The sequence below is a fragment of the Paenibacillus sp. FSL k6-2145 genome (genome assembly GCF_037976585.1).
Lineage (GTDB): Bacteria > Bacillota > Bacilli > Paenibacillales > Paenibacillaceae > Paenibacillus.
This window is the reverse complement of the sequence record NZ_CP150267.1, coordinates 6,867,553-6,891,883: the sequence shown is the minus strand read 5'-3', so window position 1 is coordinate 6,891,883 and position 24,331 is coordinate 6,867,553. Positions and strand designations below refer to the sequence as shown.

General features: G+C 47.7%; 18 protein-coding genes. 15 read left to right on the top strand and 3 right to left on the bottom strand.

Translation table 11 applies throughout. The features are described from left to right. Positions 1-70: 70 nt before the first annotated feature. The 10 genes from def to spoVM all read left to right on the top strand — a co-directional run bounded on the left by def (position 71) and on the right by spoVM (position 9,419). Positions 71-559, top strand: a complete 489-nt coding sequence (gene def, locus NZ043_RS30520; RefSeq protein WP_017687449.1) for a peptide deformylase — start codon at positions 71-73, stop codon at positions 557-559. A gap of 12 nt (positions 560-571) precedes the next feature. After that, positions 572-1,525 carry a methionyl-tRNA formyltransferase gene (gene fmt / locus NZ043_RS30515; RefSeq protein ID WP_339310002.1) on the top strand — a complete coding sequence of 318 codons (954 nt, stop codon included), beginning with the start codon at positions 572-574 and terminating at the stop codon, positions 1,523-1,525. Continuing rightward, positions 1,522-3,000, top strand: coding sequence for a 16S rRNA (cytosine(967)-C(5))-methyltransferase RsmB (gene rsmB, locus NZ043_RS30510; protein WP_133385480.1), 1,479 nt, complete (start codon positions 1,522-1,524; stop codon positions 2,998-3,000). The genes fmt and rsmB overlap by 4 nt, the downstream gene beginning before the upstream one ends. A gap of 253 nt (positions 3,001-3,253) precedes the next feature. Further along, positions 3,254-4,294: a 23S rRNA (adenine(2503)-C(2))-methyltransferase RlmN gene (rlmN, locus tag NZ043_RS30505; protein ID WP_036614609.1), complete on the top strand. Its 1,041-nt coding sequence runs from the start codon at positions 3,254-3,256 to the stop codon at positions 4,292-4,294. Between the two features lie 7 nt (positions 4,295-4,301). Continuing rightward, positions 4,302-5,078, top strand: coding sequence for a Stp1/IreP family PP2C-type Ser/Thr phosphatase (locus tag NZ043_RS30500; RefSeq protein WP_091028658.1), 777 nt, complete (start codon positions 4,302-4,304; stop codon positions 5,076-5,078). Continuing rightward, positions 5,075-7,285 carry a Stk1 family PASTA domain-containing Ser/Thr kinase gene (gene pknB / locus NZ043_RS30495; protein WP_133385479.1) on the top strand — a complete coding sequence of 737 codons (2,211 nt, stop codon included), beginning with the start codon at positions 5,075-5,077 and terminating at the stop codon, positions 7,283-7,285. Before NZ043_RS30500 ends, pknB begins: the two co-directional genes overlap by 4 nt. Before the next feature lie 61 nt (positions 7,286-7,346). Continuing rightward, the gene (gene rsgA, locus NZ043_RS30490; RefSeq protein ID WP_017687455.1) at positions 7,347-8,255 is read left to right on the top strand and encodes a ribosome small subunit-dependent GTPase A; all 909 of its coding nucleotides are present in this window, start codon (positions 7,347-7,349) and stop codon (positions 8,253-8,255) included. A gap of 1 nt (position 8,256) precedes the next feature. Continuing rightward, positions 8,257-8,916 (top strand): ribulose-phosphate 3-epimerase, encoded by a 660-nt coding sequence (gene rpe, locus NZ043_RS30485; protein ID WP_017687456.1) that lies wholly within the window; start codon positions 8,257-8,259, stop codon positions 8,914-8,916. Between the two features lie 3 nt (positions 8,917-8,919). Then, a complete protein-coding gene (locus NZ043_RS30480; protein ID WP_091014322.1) occupies positions 8,920-9,171 on the top strand; it encodes a hypothetical protein in 252 nt (83 codons plus the stop codon). 167 nt (positions 9,172-9,338) lie between these two features. After that, entirely contained in the window at positions 9,339-9,419 is an 81-nt protein-coding gene (spoVM, locus tag NZ043_RS30475; protein WP_019424875.1) for a stage V sporulation protein SpoVM, read from the top strand. A 194-nt stretch (positions 9,420-9,613) separates the two neighbouring features. On the opposite strand, the gene rpmB is transcribed toward spoVM, so the two are convergent. Next, a complete protein-coding gene (gene rpmB / locus NZ043_RS30470; RefSeq protein WP_017687459.1) occupies positions 9,614-9,802 on the bottom strand; it encodes a 50S ribosomal protein L28 in 189 nt (62 codons plus the stop codon). 637 nt (positions 9,803-10,439) lie between these two features. Between rpmB and NZ043_RS30465 the strand changes: the two genes are divergently transcribed. The 5 genes from NZ043_RS30465 (at position 10,440) to NZ043_RS30445 (ending at position 20,856) form a co-directional block, all read left to right on the top strand. After that, the gene (locus NZ043_RS30465; protein ID WP_133385478.1) at positions 10,440-12,251 is read left to right on the top strand and encodes a DAK2 domain-containing protein; all 1,812 of its coding nucleotides are present in this window, start codon (positions 10,440-10,442) and stop codon (positions 12,249-12,251) included. Positions 12,252-12,466: 215 nt separating this feature from the next. Continuing rightward, positions 12,467-13,330, top strand: coding sequence for a DegV family protein (locus NZ043_RS30460; protein WP_091028666.1), 864 nt, complete (start codon positions 12,467-12,469; stop codon positions 13,328-13,330). Positions 13,331-13,340: 10 nt separating this feature from the next. Next, positions 13,341-15,386: an ATP-dependent DNA helicase RecG gene (gene recG / locus NZ043_RS30455; RefSeq protein WP_339309996.1), complete on the top strand. Its 2,046-nt coding sequence runs from the start codon at positions 13,341-13,343 to the stop codon at positions 15,384-15,386. Between the two features lie 115 nt (positions 15,387-15,501). After that, positions 15,502-15,789 (top strand): stage VI sporulation protein F, encoded by a 288-nt coding sequence (locus NZ043_RS30450; RefSeq protein ID WP_036614589.1) that lies wholly within the window; start codon positions 15,502-15,504, stop codon positions 15,787-15,789. Positions 15,790-16,398: 609 nt separating this feature from the next. Beyond that, a complete protein-coding gene (locus NZ043_RS30445) occupies positions 16,399-20,856 on the top strand; it encodes a glycoside hydrolase family 3 C-terminal domain-containing protein (protein WP_339309994.1) in 4,458 nt (1,485 codons plus the stop codon). A gap of 33 nt (positions 20,857-20,889) precedes the next feature. Here the strand turns inward: NZ043_RS30445 and NZ043_RS30440 are convergent, their stop codons facing one another. Continuing rightward, positions 20,890-22,470 (bottom strand): response regulator, encoded by a 1,581-nt coding sequence (locus NZ043_RS30440; protein ID WP_133385475.1) that lies wholly within the window; start codon positions 22,468-22,470, stop codon positions 20,890-20,892. A 7-nt stretch (positions 22,471-22,477) separates the two neighbouring features. After that, on the bottom strand, positions 22,478-24,286 hold the full coding sequence (locus NZ043_RS30435; RefSeq protein ID WP_133385474.1) for a sensor histidine kinase: 1,809 nt from the start codon (positions 24,284-24,286) through the stop codon (positions 22,478-22,480). Between the last annotated feature and the right edge of the window lie 45 nt (positions 24,287-24,331).

Sequence of the window (24,331 nt, the reverse complement as noted above, 5' to 3'; positions counted from 1 at the left end):
TAAAATGAATACCCCAAAAATACAGATATCGTCCTGAAATTATGATGAGGATTAGGAAGGTGCTTACAACATGTCGATTCGCATTATCGTGCAAGAACCAGATGAGGTGCTCCACAAGAGAGCCAAAGAAGTAACTAAAATTACACCGAACGTACAAAAATTGCTGGATGATATGGCTGATACCATGTACGATGCGGAAGGTGTAGGTCTTGCTGCGCCGCAGGTTGGAATTTTGAAACGTCTGATTGTTATCGACGCAGGTGATGAGCAAGGGCTGATCAAGATGATTAACCCGGAGATCATTGCAAGTGAGGGAGAACAATTTGGACCGGAAGGTTGTCTGAGTATCCCTGGAATTAATGGTGATGTTCGCCGTTTCGAGACCGTTACGGTTAAAGGTCTGGATCGTGAAGGCAAAGAGTTGATTATTACGGGTAGTGGCTTGCTGTCCCGTGCATTCCAGCATGAGATTGATCATCTGGATGGCGTACTCTTTACGGATGTCGCCGAGAAAGTGTACGAAATTGCAGCCGATCAAACGGGACCGCGTCGTAATTAAGGAGTGATCGATTTGAATATTGTTTTTATGGGAACACCTGAATTTGCAGTTCCTTCTCTCGATATGCTGATGGCAGAGGGATACAATGTGGTGGGTGTGGTCACTCAGCCTGATAAACCACAGGGACGCAAAAAAGTACTTACGCCAACACCGGTTAAGGCCGCGGCAGAACGCCACGGTCTGCCGGTGTTTCAACCTGTTAAATTGCGTGATCCGGAAGCCGTAGCCCGCTTGGCTGAATGGAAGCCGGATCTGATCGTGACCGCGGCCTTTGGACAGATTCTGCCCAAAGCCGTGCTGGATATGCCTGTTCGCGGTTGTGTGAACGTGCATGGCTCACTTTTGCCAAAATATCGCGGTGGAGCCCCGATCCAACGTTCCATTATTAACGGTGAATCCGTGACAGGAGTCACATTGATGTATATGGCCGAAGGCCTGGACACCGGAGATATGATCTCTCGTGTGGAACTGCCAATTACGGATGAAGATACATCAGGATCGATGTTTGATAAATTAAGTGAGGCGGGTTCCAAACTGCTTCAGGCAGAAATGCCACGATTGATTGCAGGCGAGACAACGGCGGTCCCTCAGGATGATGCCGAGGCTTCATATGCTCGCAATCTTACTCGGGATGACGAGAAAATGGACTGGAGTCGTACTTCACGTGAACTGTTCAATCAGATTCGTGGTCTTGTGCCGTTCTCCGGTGCATTTACGATATGGGATGATCAGGTCTTCAAAGTCTGGGCTGCGGCTAACCCCGATCAGGTGGATCTGGCAACTTCTTCGGATGCAGGACAAGCAGAGCCGGGAACCGTGCTTCAATTGGGCAAGGCAGGGATTGAAGTTCGCACAGGCGATGGGTCCCTCTGGTTGACTGAAGTGCAACCTGCAGGCAAAAAGGTGATGCAAGCTGCTGACTTTGCTCGCGGTGGTACACTGAAACCTGGAACGGTGCTGCGATGAGCGGTAACATACCAGGTCGTTCGTCAGGAAAAGGCCAGAAAGCTACTGGAAATTCATCCGGGCGTGAAGGAAACCGTCGTCCGAATTCGGGTAAATCGGATGGTGCATCTCGCTCCCAGAAACCCAAAACATCTGCTCGTGCATTGGCAGTCAAAGTTCTGAGTGCTGTTGAGCAAGATGGAGCATACAGTAATCTGGAGTTGAACCGTCGTCTGAAAGAGGCAGATTTAAGCCCCGCAGATGCTGGACTCGCTACCGAATTGGTGTATGGAACAATCGCCAGATTGAATACACTTGATTATTTTCTGGAACGTTACGTGGCCAAAGGAGTATCCAAACTGCAACCATGGGTTCGTAGCCTGCTGCGAATCAGCGTATACCAGATGATATACCTGGATCGTATTCCGGAACATGCCGTGGTGAGCGAAGCGGTTAATCTGGCGAAGAAACTGGGCCATCAGGGAATCTCGGGCATGGTGAATGGAGTGCTCCGCAATATGATCCGTAATCGGGATGAACTTCGTATTCCGGAACATCTGCCCGTTGCCGAACGTATTTCACTGGAGCATTCCCACCCGTTATGGATGGTTAAACGTTGGATTGCCCAGTACGGCGAAGAGACGGCAGAAGCGATCTGTCGTGCGAATAACGAGCCGCCAGCGGTGAGTGTTCGGGTCAACACCACAATGACCACACGGGAGAAACTGATGCATGAGATGGCCAGCACAGGTGCAGTCGTTGAAGCTTCTCGCCTGAGTTCCGATGGTATTCTTGTACGTAGTGGCGGAAATATGGCTCTAACGTCCTGGTATCGGGATGGCCTGTTCTCTGTACAGGACGAAAGTTCCATGCTTGTCGCTGAAGCCGTTGCGCCGGAAGAAGACCAACTTGTATTGGATTGCTGCGCAGCTCCAGGTGGTAAAACAGCTCACATGGCGGAGAAAATGCAGGATCGCGGTCGTATTGTCGCGAATGATGTACATGCTCACAAGCGCCAGCTGATCCTGGATCAGGCGGATCGTCTCGGTCTGAGCTGCATCGATGCTGTAACTGGAGATGCTCTTGATCTGAACGAACGGTATCCGGAAGCGTCGTTTGACCGCATTTTGCTGGATGCACCATGTTCAGGTCTCGGTGTTATTCGCCGCAAGCCAGATGTGAAATGGACCAAAACTGTAGAAGATATCGAAGATATCGCAGGCTTGCAGCGTGAATTGCTTGATCGGGTTGCGCCGTTGTTAAAACCAGGTGGTATTCTGGTGTATAGCACGTGTACGATTGAGCCTGCTGAGAATGAGGATATGGTGGCAGACTTCTTGAATCGACATCCGGAATATAGTCCAGCAGAAGCATCTGTCTGGTCTGAATCGAAGACAGCGAACTTGAAGGCAGTGAACGGTGGTATTCAGATTTTGCCACAATACGCTCACAGCGACGGATTTTTCATCGCACGGTTGACAAAAACAGCGAAATAACAGTTTAATAGAGCACGGAAGCATGACCGCCGAGGGGAACTTCGGCGGATTTCTTTGTGATGGGACTTCGATATAATTGTCAGAGAAAAGTGATGACAGGGTGCGATGGCGGCATTGAGGTGTTATAATGCATGAAGTACAGATATCAAGGGTATACATGGATGTAACGTGGTCTTTGTGATAGAATAGGACGAATGGAACGAAAAGAAGGAAGCCAACGAAAAGAAAAGAAGGAATAGGTGTTGACAACAAAATGAAACCTTTTATATATGATTATTCTCTGGAACAACTACAGCAATGGGCCGTTGAGAATGGGGAGCCGGCGTTTCGCGGTGGCCAAATCTTTGACTGGATTTATGTAAAACGCGTGAATGATTTCAGTGAAATGACCAATCTGTCCAAGCCATTGCGTGAAAAACTGACAGAGCAATTTGAATTCGTAACACTTAAGGAAATTACCAAGTTTGAATCCAAGGATGGAACGGTTAAATTCCTCTTTGGTCTTCATGATGATCATGCCATTGAGACGGTAATCATGAAGCATAACTACGGGAACAGCATCTGTGTAACCACACAGGTTGGTTGTCGTATTGGTTGTACGTTCTGTGCATCTACATTGGGTGGTCTCAAGCGTAACCTTACGGCTGGGGAGATTGTTGCCCAGGTTGTGCAGGCTCAGAAAATTTTAGATGAACGCGGCGAGCGTGTCAGCAGCATTGTAATCATGGGTTCGGGTGAACCTTTCGAAAACTATGAAGCTACGATGACTTTCCTGCGCATTATGATTCATGAAAAAGGGCTGAACATCGGTCAGCGTCACATCACGGTATCCACGAGCGGAATCGTTCCGAACATCTACAAGTTTGCAGATGAAGATACACAGATTAACCTCGCCATTTCGATCCATGCACCAAATGATGCACTGCGTTCGAAATTGATGCCGGTTAACCGTCGTTTTCCTTTTGAAGACGTGATGGAGTCCCTTCGTTATTATCTGGCCAAAACAGGTCGGAGAATTACGTTCGAGTATGCACTTATTGGTGGGGTAAACGATCAGCCAGAGCATGCAGCAGAACTGGCAAGCGTGCTTAAGAACATGTTGTGTCACGTGAACCTGATTCCGGTTAACCATGTACCTGAACGCAAATACGTAAGAACATCGAGAAGCGACATTTTCAATTTTCAGAAGATTCTCTCGGAACAGGGTGTTAATGTAACCATTCGTCGTGAACAGGGACATGATATTGCTGCCGCTTGCGGTCAGCTTCGTGCAAAGCATATGGAGTTGAGGTGAGAACGTTTTGATCAAAACAGTTCATGTGAGCCATATCGGACGAGTGCGTTCGGTGAATGAAGATTCAGCCTGGATTCGTAATCTCGATACAGGATATATTCTGGGTATTGTTGCCGATGGCATGGGTGGACATCTTGCAGGGGATACGGCAAGCCGCTTGGCAGTAGAGACGTTGGTACAAGATCTGGGAACACTGGAACCAGGTCTGTCGCATGCGTCTCTGTCTGCAGCTCTCAGCGATGCTATTTTGCATGCCAACGAAGTTATCTTTCGCACGGCATCCACAGATGACAAGTATCACAACATGGGTACAACGGTGGTTGCGGCATTATTGAACGATACAGAAGGTGTTATTGGACACATCGGTGATAGCAGAGCCTACAAAATTGCGAACAAAGCTGTGATCCAGCTAACCGAGGACCATACACTGGTGAATGAATTGTTCAAAAATGGTCAGATTAGCAAAGAGGATGTGTCCCATCATCCACGTCGCAACGTGTTAACTCGTGCGCTTGGAACAGATGCCGAGGTGAAGGTAGACCTGGATACCGTCAAGCTGGAGGAAGGCGAAGTTCTTCTCCTGTGCAGTGATGGTCTCAGTAACCTGGTCAGCAATGAGCAGATTATTCAGGTTGCCGGCAATCTGGAACTGGCATTGGAAGATCGTGCAGACCGACTGCTTCAGTTGGCTTTACTTGCTGGGGGAGACGACAACATCACGGTTGCTTTGTTCGAGTTGCAGAGGGAAGGTTCCGTGGATACGGAAACGGGGTGTGAGTCATGATTGGGCACCAGCTAGGCGGACGCTATGAAGTGATTGAGCGTGTCGGCGGTGGCGGCATGGCTCTTGTGTACAAAGCACAGGATCTTCTGTTGAACCGGAATGTAGCGATTAAAGTCCTTAGACAACAGTTTGTGCATGACGAAGAGTTTATTCGCCGTTTCCGCAGGGAAGCACAATCGGCGGCATCACTGTCTCATCCGAATGTAGTTAGCATTTATGACGTGGGGCAGGAAGATGACGTTCATTATATTGTCATGGAGTACGTGGAAGGCAAAAACCTGAATGAAATTATTAAAGAACGTGCGCCGCTGCAAGTGGACGAATCTGTCCGAATCGCTTCCCAGATTGCAGATGCTCTTGATCATGCACATCATAATCAAATTATTCATCGGGATATCAAACCCCACAATATATTAATAGGCCGGAATGGCCGTGTGAAAGTAACGGATTTCGGGATTGCCCGTGCCGTTACATCTACAACGATTACGCAGACGGGTTCTGTAGTTGGTTCTGTACATTATTTCTCACCGGAACATGCCAAAGGCATCGTTACTGGTGAAAAATCGGACTTATATTCTCTTGGGATCGTACTTTACCAAATGCTTACCGGGCAACTTCCGTTTCTGGGTGAAAGTCCAATCAGTGTGGCATTGAAACATTTGCAGGAAGAGTTCGATGAACCACGCAAATTCAATCCATTGATTCCGCAAAGTGTGGAAAATGTCATCTTAAAATCCATGCGTAAAAATCCTCAGGAACGTTATCAGTCGGCCAAAGAAATGCAGACCGATCTGGAAACTTGCCTGATGCCGGAGAGACGTAATGAAACGAAGATTGATTTTCCGGATGAGGATGATATAGACCAGACTCGCGTTATGCCAGCGATCAAGCCTGAACCTCGCGGAGTTACATCGACGGGGGCAGTGCCTGTGATGGAGTCTGACGAAGAAACTGGCAAGGGTAAGACAAAATCGAAGAGCTGGAAGAAGCCAGCTCTACTCATTTCATTAACCGTTCTTATTCTAATCGCCATGGTGGGCGTTGTATGGTATGTCAAGGGTATGCTCGTTGTACCTGAAGTAACCGTACCTAACGTGATTACCCAGACGGAAGAAAAGGCTCGTGAAATGCTTGAGGAGAAAGGACTCGTCGTCAGTGATGAGGTCATCCGTATGTACCAGGAAGGTGTTGAACCGGGTATCGTCTATGACCAGAGCAGAAAAGAAGGCGATGTCGTCAAAGAAGGTTCGGAGGTCCAGATCAGTGTTGGTGCAGAAAAAGAACTGGTGAAGATGATTGATGTCAAACAAGTAACTTATGATGAGGCTGTCAAGAAGTTGACTGCGCTTGGCATTAAGGAAGATCAGATTCAGCGGAAAGATGACTTCTCCAATGATGTGGCTTCAGGTTCTGTTATTTCCCAGACACCGGGTGTGAATGAGGAATTTGATCCTGCGACAGTTCAGATTGAGTTAACCGTAAGTAAAGGTACTGAAACGGTCAAAATGCCTGATCTGAAAAATCTTACCCGCAGTGAAGCTGAAGAAAAACTTAAATCTGCTGGACTGGAACTTGCTCAGGTGCAGGAAGAACCAAGCTATACGATAGAAAAGGGCAAAGTGACGCAGCAATGGCCTGTGGAAGCGGGCACAGAGGTGAGTCCTGGTGATAAGATTACGATCTTTATCAGTACAGGGTATCCGCCTGAAGCGCTGCAATATCCTTTTAATATCAATGTGTCACCCAAAGAAGAGGGCAAAAACAGTAAAATTCGTATCACATATGAAGATGCACGCGGCAAGAATCAGGAATGGGGAACACGCACCGTGAACTCAACCCAGACCTTGACCATTCCACTTGTGCTCGCTCCAAATGAAAATGGGGCTGTGTCCGTATATCGTGATGGACAGTTCCTGGATACGTATCTTGTCTCCTACAGTGACGCCAAAAACGGAACAGTAAATGTACCTTCCATTGACCCGGAACAAAGCACTGAGACGCCGCCAGAAAATGAGCCTGATCCAGGTGAAGGTAGCGTTGATGAAGGCAGTGTTGATCCCAATCAGGAAGGTGAACCTGAGTCCACACCGGCAGACGGTGAAGGTGACAGTGTAGATGAGGACACTTCTGCCATGAATAATGGTAAGGGGCACGGTAAGGAAAAAGAGAAGAAAAAGGAAGTCATTAACGCATCAAGCCGTCCATAAGGGCGGCTTATGCTGGCGTCTGGAGTAAATGTACCACCATCTAAAGGAGGGCGACGGAGCTATGCCAGAAGGTATCATCGTTAAAGCGCTAAGCGGTTACTATTATGTCATGCCAGTGGAAGACAACGGGGTTCCTTCGGTTGAAGGTTCCGCCGTTCAATGTCGAGCCAGAGGTATCTTCAGAAAACGGGGAACATCACCGCTTGTAGGTGACCGCGTCAGCTACATGTTGACAGAGAACGGAGAAGGAACGGTAGATGAAATCCGGAAGCGTGAGACGGAACTTATCCGTCCTCCTGTAGCCAATGTAAGTTTGGCTGTTCTCGTGTTCTCTGTGAAGGAACCGGATATGAACCTGAACCTGTTGGACAAGTTCCTTGTTCACATCGAGCAGGCGGGGCTGGATGCACTCATTGTGTTGACCAAACTGGATTTGGCTGATCCAGCCAAAGACACTGTTGCTGAAGTGAAAGCATTGTATGAACAGGTTGGTTATGAAGTGATCTCCACAAGTTCACGTACCGGTGAAGGCAGTGAACTGCTCAGAGACCGTCTGGCTGGTAAGATCAGCGTATTCTCCGGACAATCCGGTGTAGGCAAGTCTTCGATGTTAAATGCATTGATGCCGGGCCTGACGCTGGAGACAAATGCGATCAGCATGCGTCTAGGACGAGGGAAACACACCACCAGGCACGTGGAGCTTATTCCGTTGGATAATGGTGGATTTGTTGCGGATACGCCAGGATTCAGCCAACTGGACTTTTTGGAGATCGGTGTGGAGGAACTCTCCACTTGTTTCCGGGAATTCGCCCAGTTTGCAGATCAGTGCAAATTCCGAGGTTGTACCCATACACATGAACCAGGCTGTCGTGTGCTTGCGGCCAAGGAGGAAGGTCTGATCTCCGAAAGCCGATATCAGCACTATGTGCTGTTCCTGACCGAAATGAAAGATAAGAAGCGGAGGTATTAACATGATTAAAATTGCCCCATCGATATTATCAGCTGATTTTGCCCGCCTTGGTGCGGAAGTTGCAGAAGCTCAAGCTGCAGGAGGAGACTGGATTCATGTTGACGTTATGGACGGTCATTTCGTCCCTAATATTACGCTTGGACCTGCGATTGTGAAGGCAATCGCTCCACATACAAGCTTGCCGCTCGATGTGCATTTGATGATTGAGAATCCGGAGCGTTATGTTGAGGAATTTGCCAAAGCGGGTGCAGCGGTAATTACCGTTCATGCTGAGGCTTGTGTGCATCTGCACCGGGTTATTCACCTTATCAAGGAGCAGGGAGTGAAGGCGGGAGTAGCCCTTAATCCGGGAACGCCAGCGTCTGCCATTCTCGAAGTTCTGGATGATGTGGACATGGTTCTTGTTATGACGGTCAATCCTGGCTTTGGCGGACAGGCATTTATCTCGGGTACCATGAACAAAATCAAGCAGATTCGTACCTGGTTGAACGAAAAGGGACGCCATGATGTACATATCGAAGTAGATGGCGGGATTGCAGCCGATACAGCTCCACTTGTAGTGGAAGCTGGAGCAGATGTGCTCGTTGCTGGGAGTGCCGTATTTGGCCGTGAGGATCGTGCTGCCGCGATTACTGAAATTCGTCGTAGCTACGGAGGCTGATCTATGACCCTCAAGGAGACACTGTGGACGATGGCTGCGAGTCTCGTGACGGGACTTGTGCTTGCTTTGTTTGCGGTTATTCAATCCCCGTTTAATGCCATTACGTCATTAATCGGGGTGGGCGTTGTTATTATGTATTTCCGCAAATTTGATCGTACCGGGCATCGGGTTACTTTTGTCATATTCAGCATACTGTATTATGTACTGAGTGTTTTCATGATCGCTGTCTATCAATATATTCCTGCCCAAACGTAAATGACCTGATCTTCGGGCTTGTCATTGTGGAATAGGGATCGAAGGTTCCGCATAAATATGGTTACATGAGCAGGTTTCTCATGTAGCCTTTTTTGTCGTGTTTGAGGTAAAGAAGGCCTGAAGCATAGGATACGGCGGACGCATGAGCATGATGGGGAGGGTGAATTATGAAATTTTACACATTCAAACTGCCGAAGTTTTTGGGAGGGTTTGTAAAGGCGATTCTTAATACGTTTCAAAAGAACTGATCCGATTGATAAGGTAACAGGGAATACCGCCGCTTTGGCTCAGGCTTATCTGGAATTCGTACCTGCGAAGCGCCATGCGGCGGCCATTCACATGTTAATGAGCGTATTCAAGAATCACTTTTTTGAATACCAAAAAAGCACCTGCAAGGAACAAGGTGCTTTTTGCTTACCCGATTTATAGTAGCTTTGCGTGATTATACGCGAGTCACTTTACCGGCTTTCAGTGCACGGGTGCTTACGTATACACGTTTTGGTTTGCCGTCAACGAGAATGCGGACCTTCTGAACGTTTACGCCCCAAGTACGACGGTTACGGTTGTTAGCGTGGGATACGTGGTTACCGGTGCCCGGTTTCTTACCTGTCACATAACATTTGCGAGACATAGATTACACCTCCTATCCTAAAATAACCAGTTGCCTTCAGAAACGAAAAGTCATTCCATAAGGGCTAAATTGTTCTTCCCGATCATAAAGATCAGGTTTCAGTAGCTAATGGCGTTGTTTAAGCCGGCATGAACCGGATCATTTCCATTACTTAACCTGCATAAAACAATACTTGAATATAATATCATAATTAAAAAAGCTTCGTCAACTGATCCAAAAACTTTATTTATTTCTCCTGTCTAATATAGTACAATGTTGAGTAGTCCATAATACAGTGGTGAACAGGCTGTTGCCGCGAGGAAGTCGGAGAATAAACCGTACTTAGAGGTCGGTGGTCTGCTTTTTGGCAACGCTGTGAGCTGCGGCATTCCATCATTGGCACCAGTCTCCATGCGGCATTCATGCCGGCTCTTGATACCGGTGCATATCCGTATGCCCCGAAGTTAGGGGTGCAGAGAGTGCAGGATATTGGTAGCCCGGCCGCCCAGACCGTTAATCCGGCTGACATGTTGTATTGTATGCCTGTGCCGGACAAGGTATGGACGAAGAATAACGCAGTCCGCGTTAGCGCATGAACAGACCAGACACATCTTGGTGCAAGGTGTTCGTGTATCAAGCTAGGAAGGGGAATTCTCACTTGAGTATACGTTCTTTAAATGGAACAGATTTCACCGCAATGGTACTTGCCGGAGCGGAACAACTTGGACAGCATGCAGAGCACGTCAATTCCCTGAATGTTTTCCCTGTGCCGGATGGTGACACGGGAACGAACATGAATTTGACAATGAGTGCAGGAGTTGCAGAGATTAAAAGAAAAAGTTCTGCCTCCATCGGCGAAGCTGCCGGTATTCTATCGAAAGGCCTGCTTATGGGCGCACGGGGGAATTCAGGAGTTATTCTGTCGCAATTGTTCCGTGGTTTTAGTCGTTCAGCTGCTCCCTATGAGGAACTGAATACGCTCCAATTTGCAGCAGCCCTGCAGAACGGTGTTGACGCAGCTTACAAAGCAGTCGTAAAGCCCGTTGAAGGGACCATTCTTACCGTAGCCAAGGAAGCGGCGAAACATGCCAACTACTACGCAAGACGGACGAATGATATTACTGAATTAATGAATGAAGTTTTGTTAAAAGCAAAAGAAGCACTGGCAATGACTCCGGAATTACTGCCTGTACTGAAACAGGTTGGTGTTGTGGATTCAGGTGGTCAGGGGCTTGTATATATCTACGAGGGCTTTATGGAAGTATTGCTGCAAAGTGACGGAGTAAGTCGTACTTCGCTGAACAAAGAAGTAAACCCCTCCGTGGGAGCATCTGCTTTGAAACCGGCTGCACCGGCAGAAGTGGATATCAAGAAGCCTGCACAGCAGCAGGTGATTGCGCCGGAGATGCCATTATCTGCTCAGGCGAGATTGGAAACGGAAGATATTGAATTCCTGTATGATATGGAATTCTTCATTAATCGTGAGCTTGGAGAGAACGCAGGAGTGGCATTCGATGACGAAGCATTCCGGAAAGCGTTGTCAGTTAATGGGGATTCGATCATTATCATTGCCGATGATGAAGTCATCAAAGTTCATGTCCATTCCAAGACACCAGGCGATGTATTAAACCTGGCGCTGCATTATGGTGAGATTACACAGATTCATATTCTCAATATGCGTGAACAGCACCGGGATCTCCTGACAGCAGGCATGGACATTGCTCCATCACCTGAATTGTTTGCAGAGATTCCACCTGAGGCAGCGCGCAGTATGGAAGAGGCTGTGCTTCCTGCAGATGAGATGGCACCGTATGGTTTTATTGCGGTATCCTCCGGTGACGGTATTGCAGAGATTTTCCAGAGTCTTGGCGTTGATGTAGTTCTGTCCGGTGGACAGACGATGAATCCGAGTACTGAGGATTTTGTAAAAGCCGTTCGTTCCATTGCTGCGGAGCAGGTATTTATACTCCCGAATAACTCGAATATTGTACTGGCTGCGGAGCAGGCTCGTGAACTGCTTGAAGATGAGCGCCGGATTACGGTTATACCAAGTAAGACCATTCCACAGGGGATGGCTGCTGCCTTTGCTTTCCAGGAAGATGAGTCTGCGGAAACAAACCGTGACCAAATGTTGGAAGCCATTAGCCGGGTACAGTCCGGTCAAGTGACTCATGCGGTTCGTGATACGCAATATGATGAATTGGATATTAAGGCGGGGCACTATATCGGTATTCATAACTCCAAAATTGTAGCGACAGATGAAACCATGCTTCAAGCATGTGAAGGTCTGCTCAAACAGATGATGGAGAGTGGAGATGAAGTGGTGACGATCCTTGAAGGTGACGAAGCTGACCCTGAGGTTACTGCTGCCCTCGCTGCATGGCTTGAAGTACAGTATCCTGATGCTGAGGTAGAGGTACATCTTGGAGGACAGCCTGTGTATTATTATTTGTTCTCCGTAGAGTCCTAAAATAAAGGGATTGTTCAAAAAGTACCAATTGATCACGAAGTAGCTCACGAAGCAAACTCGACATCGAATCTTGCGTTCACCTTCGGAGTCCGGTGCTCATGTAGGTTTGCCTACATTCCGCTCCTCCTCCTTCAGGTTCTCGCAACCTTCTCGGTGCTGAATCGTTGACTTTTTGAACATGTATTAATAGCACTCTAGCGAAGAGGAGGAGAGTCATGAGCCACAAGGTTGCGATAGTAACAGACAGTACGGCGGATATTCCCGAAGAACTCATTCGCAAATACGGGATTCACATTGTTCCGCTGCGTGTACTGTTCGGAGAAGAGACCTATGCAGATGGTATTGATCTGACTTCGGAACAGTTCTACGAAAAGTTGAAGAAAGTATCTGTGTTGCCTACAACTTCACAGCCATCTCCAACCGATTTCATGAATGTATATCAAGCTTTGCTTGATGAGAACCCGGAACGCCCGATTGTATCGATCCACCTGTCATCTGGCATGAGTGGTACCTACCAATCGGCCATGCTTGGCAAGTCTTTGCTGGAGCGTGAGGGTGACATCACCGTGCTGGATTCGAAGTCAGCATCGTATGGATACGGTCTAATGGTAGTACAGGCTGCTGAACTTGCCGAACAGGGCAAGTCAGCAGTCGAAATCACTGCTGCCATTGAAGGGATGCAACAATCTCGCAAATTGTTCTTTCTCGTGGATACTTTGGAGTATCTGCAAAAGGGCGGTCGGATTGGCAAAGCTTCAGCCATCTTGGGAACGTTGCTTAACATTAAGCCGATCCTGTCTATTGATGAAGAAGGCGTTATCTACGCAGTTGAGAAAGTCAGAGGTCATAAAAAAGCAATGGCACGCATTATTGAGCTGTTCCAGAAGGATCTTGCAGGCAAACGGGTTAACCTGGCGGTAGGTCATACCGCTGACCCGGGATCAGCAATCGCTTGTGCAGAGCAGCTGCGGGGTCATTTTACACTGAATGAAGTGATCTATACCAATATTGGAGCCGTAATAGGCAGTCATGTTGGACCTGGTGTCATTGCGATCTTTATGTGGCCTGTTCCGGAATGAGGGATTAGACATGAAATTGGAAGAAATATCAGTTAAGCAAATTAACGGCGTGAGTGCTCTCAAAGAGGGAGAGCTTCACGCCTTTGGCATCTCTACTGTTAAAGACCTGCTTGAGTACTATCCGTTCCGTTACGAGGATTATCGTCTGCGTTCACTTAGTGAAGTGAAGGATGGGGACAAGATTACGGTCCAGGGACAGGTGATGGGTATTCCTGTATTACAACGATACGGTAAAAAGTCCCGTCTTACCTGTAAGATCATGACGGAAGAGTGGATGATTACAGCCACCTGGTTCAATCGCCATTTCCTCAAAGAACAACTTACCCCCAATCGGGAGATTGTGATTACGGGAAAATGGGAACAAAAACGCATGCAGATGACAGTTACTGACTCGGAGTTCCCCGATAAAGGTGATGGGCGTTCAGGCACACTCCAACCTGTATATTCGGTAACCGGCAAGTTGACGCAACAATGGATGCGGAAAACGATCAATCAGGGATTAATCCAATTCGGAGATATGATTCCTGAGATTCTGCCTCAGTCCTTGATGAAGAAATACAAGTTGATGCCTCGTAAACAAGCGATTGCGGGGATTCATCGTCCACAGGACAACCGGGAAGGTCAGCAGGCCAGACAGCGAATGGTGTATGAGGAGCTGTTTCTGTTCCAGTTGAAAATGCAGGCGTATCGTGCGCTCAACCGGAATCGCATGGATGGCGTGGTACATACAACGGACAATACGACGATCCGTGAGTTTGTACGCAGTTTACCTTTTGAATTGACAGATGCTCAGAAAAAGGTCGAGCTTGAAATTTTGCATGATATGCGTTCCCCCTATGCAATGAATCGGTTATTGCAGGGTGATGTAGGTTCGGGTAAAACGGTTATTGCGGCAATTGCGCTATACACGACTGTTCGATCCGGTTTCCAAGGGGCTCTGATGGTGCCTACAGAGATTCTGGCGGAACAGCATATGCGCTCACTGCAAAAGCTGTTTGAACCGTTTGGGGTAACCGTAGGCCTGTTAACGGGCAGTGTAAATGGACGTAAACGTAAAGATCTGATCGCCTCGTTGCAAATGGGCATGATTGATATCGTGGTGGGTACACACGCCCTGATTCAGGAAGATGTTTTCTTCCGTGATCTGGGTCTTGTGGTGACGGACGAGCAGCATCGCTTCGGGGTGAATCAGCGCAGCGTTTTACGACGCAAAGGATATAATCCGGATGTGTTAACGATGACGGCAACGCCTATTCCGCGGACACTGGCCATTACAGCTTTTGGGGATATTGAAGTATCCACGATCTCGGAACGTCCGAAGGGACGGATTCCAATCTCCACGTATTGGGTCAAACACGAAATGATGGAGCGGGTGCTGGGGTTTATCTCCAGAGAAGTGGATCAGGGCCGTCAGGCCTATCTGATCTGTCCACTCATTGAAGAGTCGGAGAAGCTGGATGTGCAGAATGCCATTGATCTGCATGTGCAGATGCAGCAGAACTTTCCGAAATATCGTGTAGGTCTGTTGCATGGCCGGATGACGGCTGCGGAGAAAGAAGAGATGATGCGTGACTTCTACAGCAATGATATTCAGTTGCTTGTCTCCACCACCGTTGTCGAGGTTGGGGTCGATGTGCCAAATGCAACGTTAATGGTCATTATGGATGCGGATCGTTTCGGTCTATCTCAGCTGCATCAGCTTCGTGGTCGGGTCGGTCGTGGTGCACATGCTTCCTATTGTGTACTCATTGCTGATCCCAAGACGGAGGTTGGACAGGAGCGCATGAAGGTCATGACGGAAACGGAGGATGGATTCGAGGTATCCCGGCGTGACCTCGATCTCCGGGGGCCGGGTGATTTCTTTGGTACAAAACAGAGCGGATTACCCGAGTTCCGTCTTGCCGACATGGTTGCCGATTTTGCTGTGCTGGAACAAGCCAGAGATGACGTGACCCACTTAATTGAGGATGCGACCTTCTGGACCTCTATGGACTATGCACCTCTGCGTGATTTCCTACAGCAACAGCAAGTATTTAAGGGCGATCTGATTGATTAATGTTTGCCATGATAGCGGGTTTTTCGTATTACCTTTGTAAAAAAAGACAAGTGTACAAGCCCTCCCGACATATGAATAAGAAGTGAGTTCATTCTTTTGGGAGGTGCTATACGTTTTGGGTTATCAACAATATGGAATTAGTCCGCAGCTGGTGGAGCGGATCAAATTAAAGATGAAAAATCCCGCTGTCAAAGAGCGTATCAAAAAGTTGATTGATGGCGTGACCAAGTCTGATCTGCAAGATAAGGCCAAGGTCAGAAGGTTGGTCAAGTCTTCAGCTGTTATTATGAATGAGAATTTCTCTCCGGCGCAGGAGGAGCAGTTTGTTGCGTTTGTACTCGCGCAGAAGATTGATCCGAACAATACGTTTCATTTGATTAAGCTGTGGGGGATGTTTAGGTAGGGATTCGATGTAATGTTGGGTGGAAAAAAACAATCGTTTACACGAGGGCACTACGATGACAGAATAACCTTCCGAACGCTGTTATCCCCGGATTTTCTGATTGACTCTTTCCAAGGGTAAAATCCGGTTATAAAGGCGCACGCTTCGCTTCTTTAGGTTATTTCTGTCCTCTCCGTTGTTGTGTAAATTGATTTATTTTACAAAACCATATTACATCGAATGTTTATGAAGTAATTTTAGTGGGTGGGGCGTTCCAAAAGTCAGGAAGATGACTTATGGAACGCCTTTTTGATTGTTATAACTAGAGACAAGCCTTGTGACATTACTCGGTTGAATATTCGTTGAAGTTATCGAAATGACCTGGCTTGTGTTACCGCAGAAACAAAGTTTTCAATGAGTTGTTATGTTGGTTAAATCGAGCATCTTAGTATAGTGATTAGTGGAGTATGAGGCTTATATTTAATATAAATCCAAATTTATCCTTTAACGATACATAACCGTAATATCTAAAAATACTGTACCTCAACCCATAAACAAAATGTACCATTCCTCCAACTATAATGAGTGAGTACCAAATTGTAAGCGATTACAAATAAAGGAGGGGTAACATTGACTTTGACTAGAGGTTTCAAGCAGAAGATTAGCGGCAAAGTGATTGCGGTCATCACCGTGGTCAGTCTGACATGGGGGTCCTGGGGAGCCACGCCACTATCAGCATCTACTACAAGTACGTTAAAGTTCCAAACTCAGCAGGGAGGTGTCTTTGACGGGATGCCATTATTCGATGGCGTGCCAGAGCATCTGGATGCATACGTAGACACCTATTTCGAATACACTGGCCTCGAAGGCCCAGCCGTTTATGTGACGGGTTCGCGAAACCATTACACATTGAAGCAGGGGAAACATGCAGGCAAGGTCATTCCGGGTGCGTTATCCGCTGCAGATAATGTTCAGGGTGTCTCGACCGATTTTCCTGCTCTGATCGGCATGGGACAGAGCTGGAACAAAGAACTTTTGTCCGATATCGGTGAAGTGATGGGGAACGAGAAAATCAGCAAATTAAAGGTCAAGCAAGGCGAATCCAACATTCATGGGGGCAACGATTCTTCCCTCAGCGTGGCGTTCAGTGTGGTCAGTGATATGCGTATCAATCCGCTTAGCGGTCGTTTCGATGAAGGGTTCTCTGAAGATCCCAATATGGCCGGAGTCTTGATCGACAAGATGGCTTCGGGTCTTAGCGGAATTGATCAGTCCACCAGCGAAGATGGATTCTGGATGAGGGCCGCGGTGGGGACAAAGCATTACTCCGTATATAACGCGCAGTGGTTCAGGCAGACAGCGAATAACAGTGCAAGCGCGCGTTCTTTGTTTGAGTACCAAACCAGAGCCGCGCTCCCTGGATTTAAATCAGGTGCGCTGGCGGGCACAATGACATCTTATGGCCGGACTAACGGCATTCCAAACATCCTTTCCCCGTTACAATTATTGGCCAATTTGGACGCGAAATATGGTGTATACAGCTCGCCTGATTTCAATGGAGATGCAATTGTATCCAACGCGAACCAACTCGGAAATGGATATGACGACCGCTATGCCGTGGACCGCGGTCATGCAACCGTTCTCATGGCGCTTGCTCAGGCGAATGCGGGTCGGCCGTCAGGGACGACACCTGCGGATGTGACCGATCTCGTGGCGCTCGTAGAGCAAGGGGAATATGGAATTACCGAGGAAGAACTTATAGAAGCAGCCAGACCACATGTAAACCAGCTGGTACGTTTGGGGATTTTCAATGAAACTGATGAGCAGGGCATACCGAAAAACTACCCTTTTGCCCAGGAAGCAAGAGACGTCAGGACGTCTCCGCCTTCCGATTATAACCAAGTGAACCATCAGGAAATAGCACTTCAAGCGGCACAGGAGAGCGTTGTTTTGTTGAAAAATGATGGCACACTTCCGCTGGAAAAAGGAAATGACGCTGCTGTTTCTGGGGTGTATGCCGACGCACGCTTCAAGACAACGTATTCAGTTGGCGCGACACCTACGCTGGAAAACTCGGGTGAATCTCCACTGCTCTCAATCATTAAAATGAATGGTAGCAGTAACGTAAACTATGCCCCAGGAAATGAAGTCATTGCACTAACCTCTAAAGCGAATCAACAAACGGTCACGGCAGACGTGTATAGTCCAAATGCAGGCACGGAGGGAGCGCAGCTCATCACAACTTCGGATGCCCCAGATGAGGCCAGTTTCTCCCACTTGTTCCGAGTATACGATTGGGGTCAGGCGGGTTCAAGTTTATTGTCGCTGTATAACCAGCGTTGGGTGACTTCCCCTGCGACAAATCATGCAGCAGTTGGCAATACGGATCGTACCAGCCTCAATCTGACGAACAATGATTGGAACCTTCCTGAGATGATGGGTGATACGAGTGCCATACCCCCAACATTACGAATGGAAACGAACGAGGATGGCTCAATGTCTATTGTTACCAATGGGTACCGTACAGGATTCTCTGGTGACTTTACAAATTGGTATTATGCCAACGGACGCTTTATCAAGGTAGATGATGCTGGTAAGCTCGTGACAACATCATCTCCACTAGGAAGCAAGGTCAACGCTGCGAATCGCCCGGACGAGGTGAAGTTTGAGAAGACCGTGGTGAAGAACGTGGACGAAGAGGCAGTAGCAAGAGCCACAGAAGACGATTATGCCATCGTCTTTGTCGGCGCAATTCCACGACATAGCGCAGGAGAAGGTAACGACCGGTCTACCCTTGATATGGGCGAGGCTGATTATGAACTGGTTGACAAAGTATCTGCTGCCTTTGCAACCCAGGGTAAGAAAACCGTTGTCGTGGTTAAATCGAGCTTCCCTGTAAACATGGAGCGCATTCAGAACAACCCTAACGTCTCAGCGATCGTTTACCAGCCATATGGCGGTCAATACGATTCGTATGCTCTGGCCCAGGTGTTGTTCGGAGATTACGCACCGACAGGCCGCCTGACGTCCACATGGTATGCAGGCATGGATGCATTCCCTTCCATTAGTCCATATGTTATACCAGAAGGTAACATTACTGGCCTTGACGACATCGACCCCCGATTTATGGTTGATATGACGAATGCAGACCCCATTGAATCTGAGTTGACTTATATGTATACAGATGCCACGGTGACCTATCCGTTTGGTTACGGGTTATCATATGCTGATTTTACGTACGATTCCCTGACCGTACCGTCTTCTGTAACGGGAGATGAACCATTCACGGTGTCGGTCCGCGTAACCAATACAGGAGATGTGGCCACTTCCGAGGTCGTGCAGCTGTACGCCCGTAACAGCAACTCTGCATACGGCGAACATGCGCCTAAAAAGAAGCTGGTTTCATTTGAGAAGATCCATCTCACTCCGGGTGAAACAAAAGAAGTCCTGTTGCAGGTCGATCCACAAACGCTGGCATTATGGGATGTGAATCAGAGCGAATGGATCGTTGAACAGGGCAGTTATGAATTCATGATCGGAACCTCAGCTGGTGATGCAGACGTGCAAGTATCGAAGGCATTAAGCATTGGTGGGAAGTCGGTTTCGACCTTACCCCTTACCCAGCCTATAAATGTATTTGATCATGCGTTTGCTTCGAACGAGGTCGTTTACCACGAAGTATCCAAGGAACGCACGGCAGCCCAATTAAAAGCCAAAGCGATTATTGGAGGTTATTATGCAGTTCGGTCCAAACAAAATGGATCGTGGATCGCGTTGCCTAAGGCTGACTTGACAGGTGCGCAGAAGGTGAAGGCAACTGTCGCATCTAATGTGCAGGGTGGCACGATCTCGTTGCATGCGGATGCGCTCGATACTGCACCGCTTGCTGTATGGAACGTACCGGTGACAGAACCTGTCTCCTACAAGATTAGCAATGCTAACGTAACGGTCAAGGAATTAGGGTACGTTGACGTAGAGGCGGATATTTCTGCTGCCGTGAGCGGCGTACATGATCTGTATCTGGTGTTTCATGAACCGGATCTTCGGATTGACAGTTTGTCATTTACGTTGAAAGAGCCGGGAACAAATCCAGGAAGTCCAGGCACAAATCCAGGAACAAATCCAGATTCGCCAAGCACGCCTGGATCAGGTAGTGTTGGAACTCCTGTTAAGCCACCAGCATCCGGGTCCGAGACTGAAGGCGAAACGGATTCGGAGGGCAATGTTTCTGCTGTCGTGACCGTGCAAACGGGGGATGTTGCTGATCAAGCTAAGGCAGCAAATATCCGTTCATCTGGCATCCGGGTTATCGGCGATCCATGGAATGTATCCATCAAAGATAAGCAGAACACGTATGTCATTGCAGCGCTGCCTGTTAACGATGTCGTAGCTGCAAACTCCACAACAATCGCATACGTTGGGGAAGGAGGACAACTTACGCCGGTGCCTGGCGTGTTGACCAAAGACACAAACGGAAACAAGGTATGGAAAGTACTGTTAAACCAAGGAGGCACGTACGTTGCGATTCACTCGCTCCGCGAATTTGTTGATGTTAAGCCTTCAGCTTGGTATGCCAAAGATATTGCCAAAGCCAACAGCTTGCTGTTGATCAATGGCGTATCGGAACGCCGCATGCAACCCCAAGGAACGACAAAATCGGCCCAAACGTTGATGGCTGCCTTGAATGCGTTAGGAATTGAACCGATGGGAGCGGCAGCAAACGAGAAATGGTTTGATCCGATTTTACGAGCCTCCAAGGAATATGGCCTGATGGAAGAAGGGCAGTACCTGCCAAATGCCCCAATGTCACGTGAGGACATGGCAATGGTGCTCGTTCGTGCGCTGAACTTGTCTGGGGTGGATACGAAACTGCCAGAAGCAGAGGTTGAATCATGGCTGGAAGATTTTAAGGATCAGGCCCAGCTGACACCAAATAACCGGGCAGTCATGGCAACGGCCATTCAGCTTGGTATATTCCAAGGTACGCCGGATAAACTGTTACAACCACAGAGCACCCTTACACGGGCACAACTTGCAACTGTTATTGTCCGTGTGCATGACCGGATAATAGAACGGCTGGATCACTAAGAACCAGAACAACGAAAATAAGGAACTGGGCCATCATACATGGCCTGGTTCCTTGTTATTTGCGGTGAAGGATTTGTGTTGCTTTCGGTATTCCTCCGGAGTCCAACCGGTCAATTTTTTAAACACCCGAAAAAAATATTTTGGATTGTCGTAACCTAGCTGTTTGGCAACCCGGTAGATTTTATCGTCTGTGCTCGTTAAGAGCTGCTTGGCTTGCCTGATCCGTAGTCGGTTTACGTAATCAGTGAAGTTCTCGGATGTCTTTTCTTTAAATAAATGACTGAGGTAACTCGGGTTCAGGTAGAACAGGGACGATACCCATTCCAACGTTAAATCCTTGGTATAGTGATTATCGATATATGTCCTGACGTTGTCGATCACTTGATCTGATGCGTAGGGGTTTTCTTCCTTAAGCAGAAGAGCTGTTCCCGTCAGCACCTTTACCATGTAATGCCTAATGCACTCCATATCGAACGAGACGTTCAGGACGGCCTCCAAGCTGGAAGAGGCGCTACTATTACCTCCATTCTGGATATAGTTACTCAGCAGCCGTTTGGTTTCCGTGATAATGTCTCTGCACTGCTCCTTCAGGTGGGCAAGCAAAGCGTCAGGCTGGCGTATGTAGAAAGCAAAGAAATCGGTGATGAGCTCTTCCACCTTCGGTACATTCCCGCTCTCTATAAAAAATAACAGTTCATACATTCGAGCCCACTTCAGTTGATGTAAAGGAATTTGCTCCCGTGAAAATACGTAACATTTTCCAAAATCGGTAATGGCTCGTTCGTCCAACGCAAGGATCGTTTGATGATGAGCTTCTCGGACCCCACCAATACCTGTATGAGGCAAGCTGATCCCCACACAACAATCCGTAGTTTCAGATTTGGTCAAAATTATACTTGCTGTTTGTTCCGCCATTTTCTGCAAATCAAGCTGGCCTGAGCAACCCAGATCATGCATCAGGAAAAACAATAGCTGATCCGTTTGTGGATGAGGAATGTACAGGCCATTCGAAAAGGTAGGCAGTTGCTGTGCTGTAAGCGGTTGAGGACCATAAATCGTCAAGAAAATGAACTGGTCAGAAGCCATGATGGCGGCAAATTCCGCAGAGCGGAACACAGGTGTTTTGATGGATGAATGGGGAGCCAGCACATAATTCAGGAAGGCTTGCATGTCTGTATCCCTTTTCATCTGCTCCGTTTCTACTTCTCTTAGAACGACTTCCCGCTGAAGAGAGCGCTCCTGTTCGATGGCTTGGATGGCTTGGTGAAGCGTACCGTGGATTTCATCCCGGCTAAAAGGCTTCAGCAGGTAATTTACAACTTTCGCAGAGATTGCCTCCTGCATATAATCAAAATCGGTATGTCCGCTAATGACAATTAACTTGATGCGCGGATATTGCTGGCATACTGTCCTGATCAACAGCTTGCCATCGACCTCAGGCATACGCATGTCCGTAAAGATAATGTCCGGCTTGAACGATTCAATCAAAGCCAAGGCGTCTGCGCCGTTATCTGCTTCGCCTAAGAGTTCAAGCGAGTGCTCAAAAGTCCCGATTTTTTTCAACAAACCTTTGCGGATCAAGGGTTCATCGTCCACAACGATATACGTGTACATCTTTTGGTCACCTCTTTTCCCAATTGGCCGGAATTTCGAGTGTAATTCGAGTTCCTGTATTCAAATCGGTATGAAACGAAAGGCCGTAACCCTCTCCGTAATACAAAGCAATTCGTGAATGCACGTTTTTGATGCCGATGCTTTGTTTATGCCTTTGACCAACGGCGACGAATTCAGGTGGCTGCTGGAGCAATTGTCGAAGTTCTTCCGCTTGTGTTGAGGACATGCCCACGCCATCGTCCCAGATCTCGAACACGATGCTGTCCTCCTGAAACAAACCGGTAATGGTAACGGAACCCTTCCCACGTTTGTTCTCCAACCCGTGATAGATGGCATTTTCCACGAGTGGTTGCAACAGAAGCTTCAGCATGCGACGACTCCGAATTTCCGGGTCTACATTAAGGTTGAACGCGAACTTGTCACCATACCGAATCTGCTGGATGGCCATGTAGTTTTCTACATGTTGAAGTTCTTCGCTGACCGGGACCAGCTCGCTATCCGTTTTGATGCTGTAGCGGAACATGTCCCCGAGTGACTTGGTCATCACCACAATACTCTCAACTTCTTCGATCTCGGCAATGCTATTAATCGACTCCAGCGTATTGTAGAGGAAATGGGAGTTGATCTGTGCCTCCAATGCCTTCATCTGGGAGTCCAGCATGAGGATTTTATTCTGGTAACTTTCTCGGATATGCGTATCGATGTCTTTCATCATTTTGTTGAACTCATGGTAAAGGATTCCGATCTCGTCGACTTGCCTCGTTACTTGAGGCTTGATGGTCACAAAGCGATGAGATTTGGTTTTGCGCATCAGTTTGGTCAATTCAATGATGGGTTTGGTAATCAGATTGGACAAGAAAAAGGAAAGTAGAAGGAAAATGACGGCACAGCTTATGGCCACGTATAACAGCAACTTTTGCGAGATGTTGTACTGCTCATACAACCGATCCATAGAGATGTTGGCAATCACGTTCCAATTGCGGCCGGGAACTTTCTGGATTACCGTCATCATGTTATCTTGGATTGATTTGTACTGTGAATTGTTGCTGACTTGATGCGTTGCCGCAGCCAGAGTATCGGAGAGAGGAGTGCCAACTCTACTTCCGTCGCTGGAGTACAGGATCTCGCCAGCGTCGTTCGCCAGATATAGATTGGACAAGCTTGGTGCCGGATTACGTTTTAGACCGTCAAAAATGTTCATACTGCAATCCAGCATAAACACGCCTAGGAACTCGTTGTTGTTGGGATCGTAGAGAGCTCTGGAGAAGCCAATGGATTCCTTGGCGTTAATGATGTAAGGTTTGACGCCAACTTCACCAATATACAAATCGCCTTTGCGCTTGATCGTATCCAGATACCACTCATCGCGAAGTGCGACATAATCAAGGCGTAGGTCTGTGCCGCTACTGCCATAGCTTATCCATTTGCCATCAGGTGTGAAAAGGTACAAACCATTGATGTAATTGTAACCAAGCAGAATGTTTTCAAAGATCAGTTTCAATTTGCTGCGGATCATGAAGATTTCATATTGATCGTTGGTACCGTTCAACTTGATTAGTTCATCACTCACAGTGCTGTAAGCGGTTGCATTTGAAGACTGCTGAAGGAGTGTGACGGAGATCCGGTCGATGTTCTGCAAAATTTCCTCCATGCTCTTGACCGAATTGCCTATAGTTGTCGACGTCACGAGAGAGGTCTGCTCATTCACCAGCTTCGTGTAACTGCGATAGGAACTGACAGAAACAACGATAATTGGCACGATCGATACGAGGACGAGGACCAGAAAAAGTTTAGTTTTGATGTTGAACAGAATCATACGTGCTCCTCCCGCCATTTGTCAATTCTAAAAATAGTGCACCAT

Excerpts from the sequence above, each read along its gene's own strand:
- recG (WP_339309996.1), top strand. The coding sequence starts at position 13,341 with ATGAAATTGGAAGAAATATCAGTTAAGCAAATTAACGGCGTGAGTGCT.
- rpe (WP_017687456.1), top strand. The coding sequence starts at position 8,257 with ATGATTAAAATTGCCCCATCGATATTATCAGCTGATTTTGCCCGCCTT.
- spoVM (WP_019424875.1), top strand. The coding sequence starts at position 9,339 with ATGAAATTTTACACATTCAAACTGCCGAAGTTTTTGGGAGGGTTTGTA.
- NZ043_RS30435 (WP_133385474.1), bottom strand. The coding sequence starts at position 24,286 with ATGATTCTGTTCAACATCAAAACTAAACTTTTTCTGGTCCTCGTCCTC.
- NZ043_RS30480 (WP_091014322.1), top strand. The coding sequence starts at position 8,920 with ATGACCCTCAAGGAGACACTGTGGACGATGGCTGCGAGTCTCGTGACG.
- rpmB (WP_017687459.1), bottom strand. The coding sequence starts at position 9,802 with ATGTCTCGCAAATGTTATGTGACAGGTAAGAAACCGGGCACCGGTAAC.
- NZ043_RS30460 (WP_091028666.1), top strand. The coding sequence starts at position 12,467 with ATGAGCCACAAGGTTGCGATAGTAACAGACAGTACGGCGGATATTCCC.
- rsgA (WP_017687455.1), top strand. The coding sequence starts at position 7,347 with ATGCCAGAAGGTATCATCGTTAAAGCGCTAAGCGGTTACTATTATGTC.
- rlmN (WP_036614609.1), top strand. The coding sequence starts at position 3,254 with ATGAAACCTTTTATATATGATTATTCTCTGGAACAACTACAGCAATGG.
- rsmB (WP_133385480.1), top strand. The coding sequence starts at position 1,522 with ATGAGCGGTAACATACCAGGTCGTTCGTCAGGAAAAGGCCAGAAAGCT.
- NZ043_RS30440 (WP_133385475.1), bottom strand. The coding sequence starts at position 22,470 with ATGTACACGTATATCGTTGTGGACGATGAACCCTTGATCCGCAAAGGT.
- pknB (WP_133385479.1), top strand. The coding sequence starts at position 5,075 with ATGATTGGGCACCAGCTAGGCGGACGCTATGAAGTGATTGAGCGTGTC.
- def (WP_017687449.1), top strand. The coding sequence starts at position 71 with ATGTCGATTCGCATTATCGTGCAAGAACCAGATGAGGTGCTCCACAAG.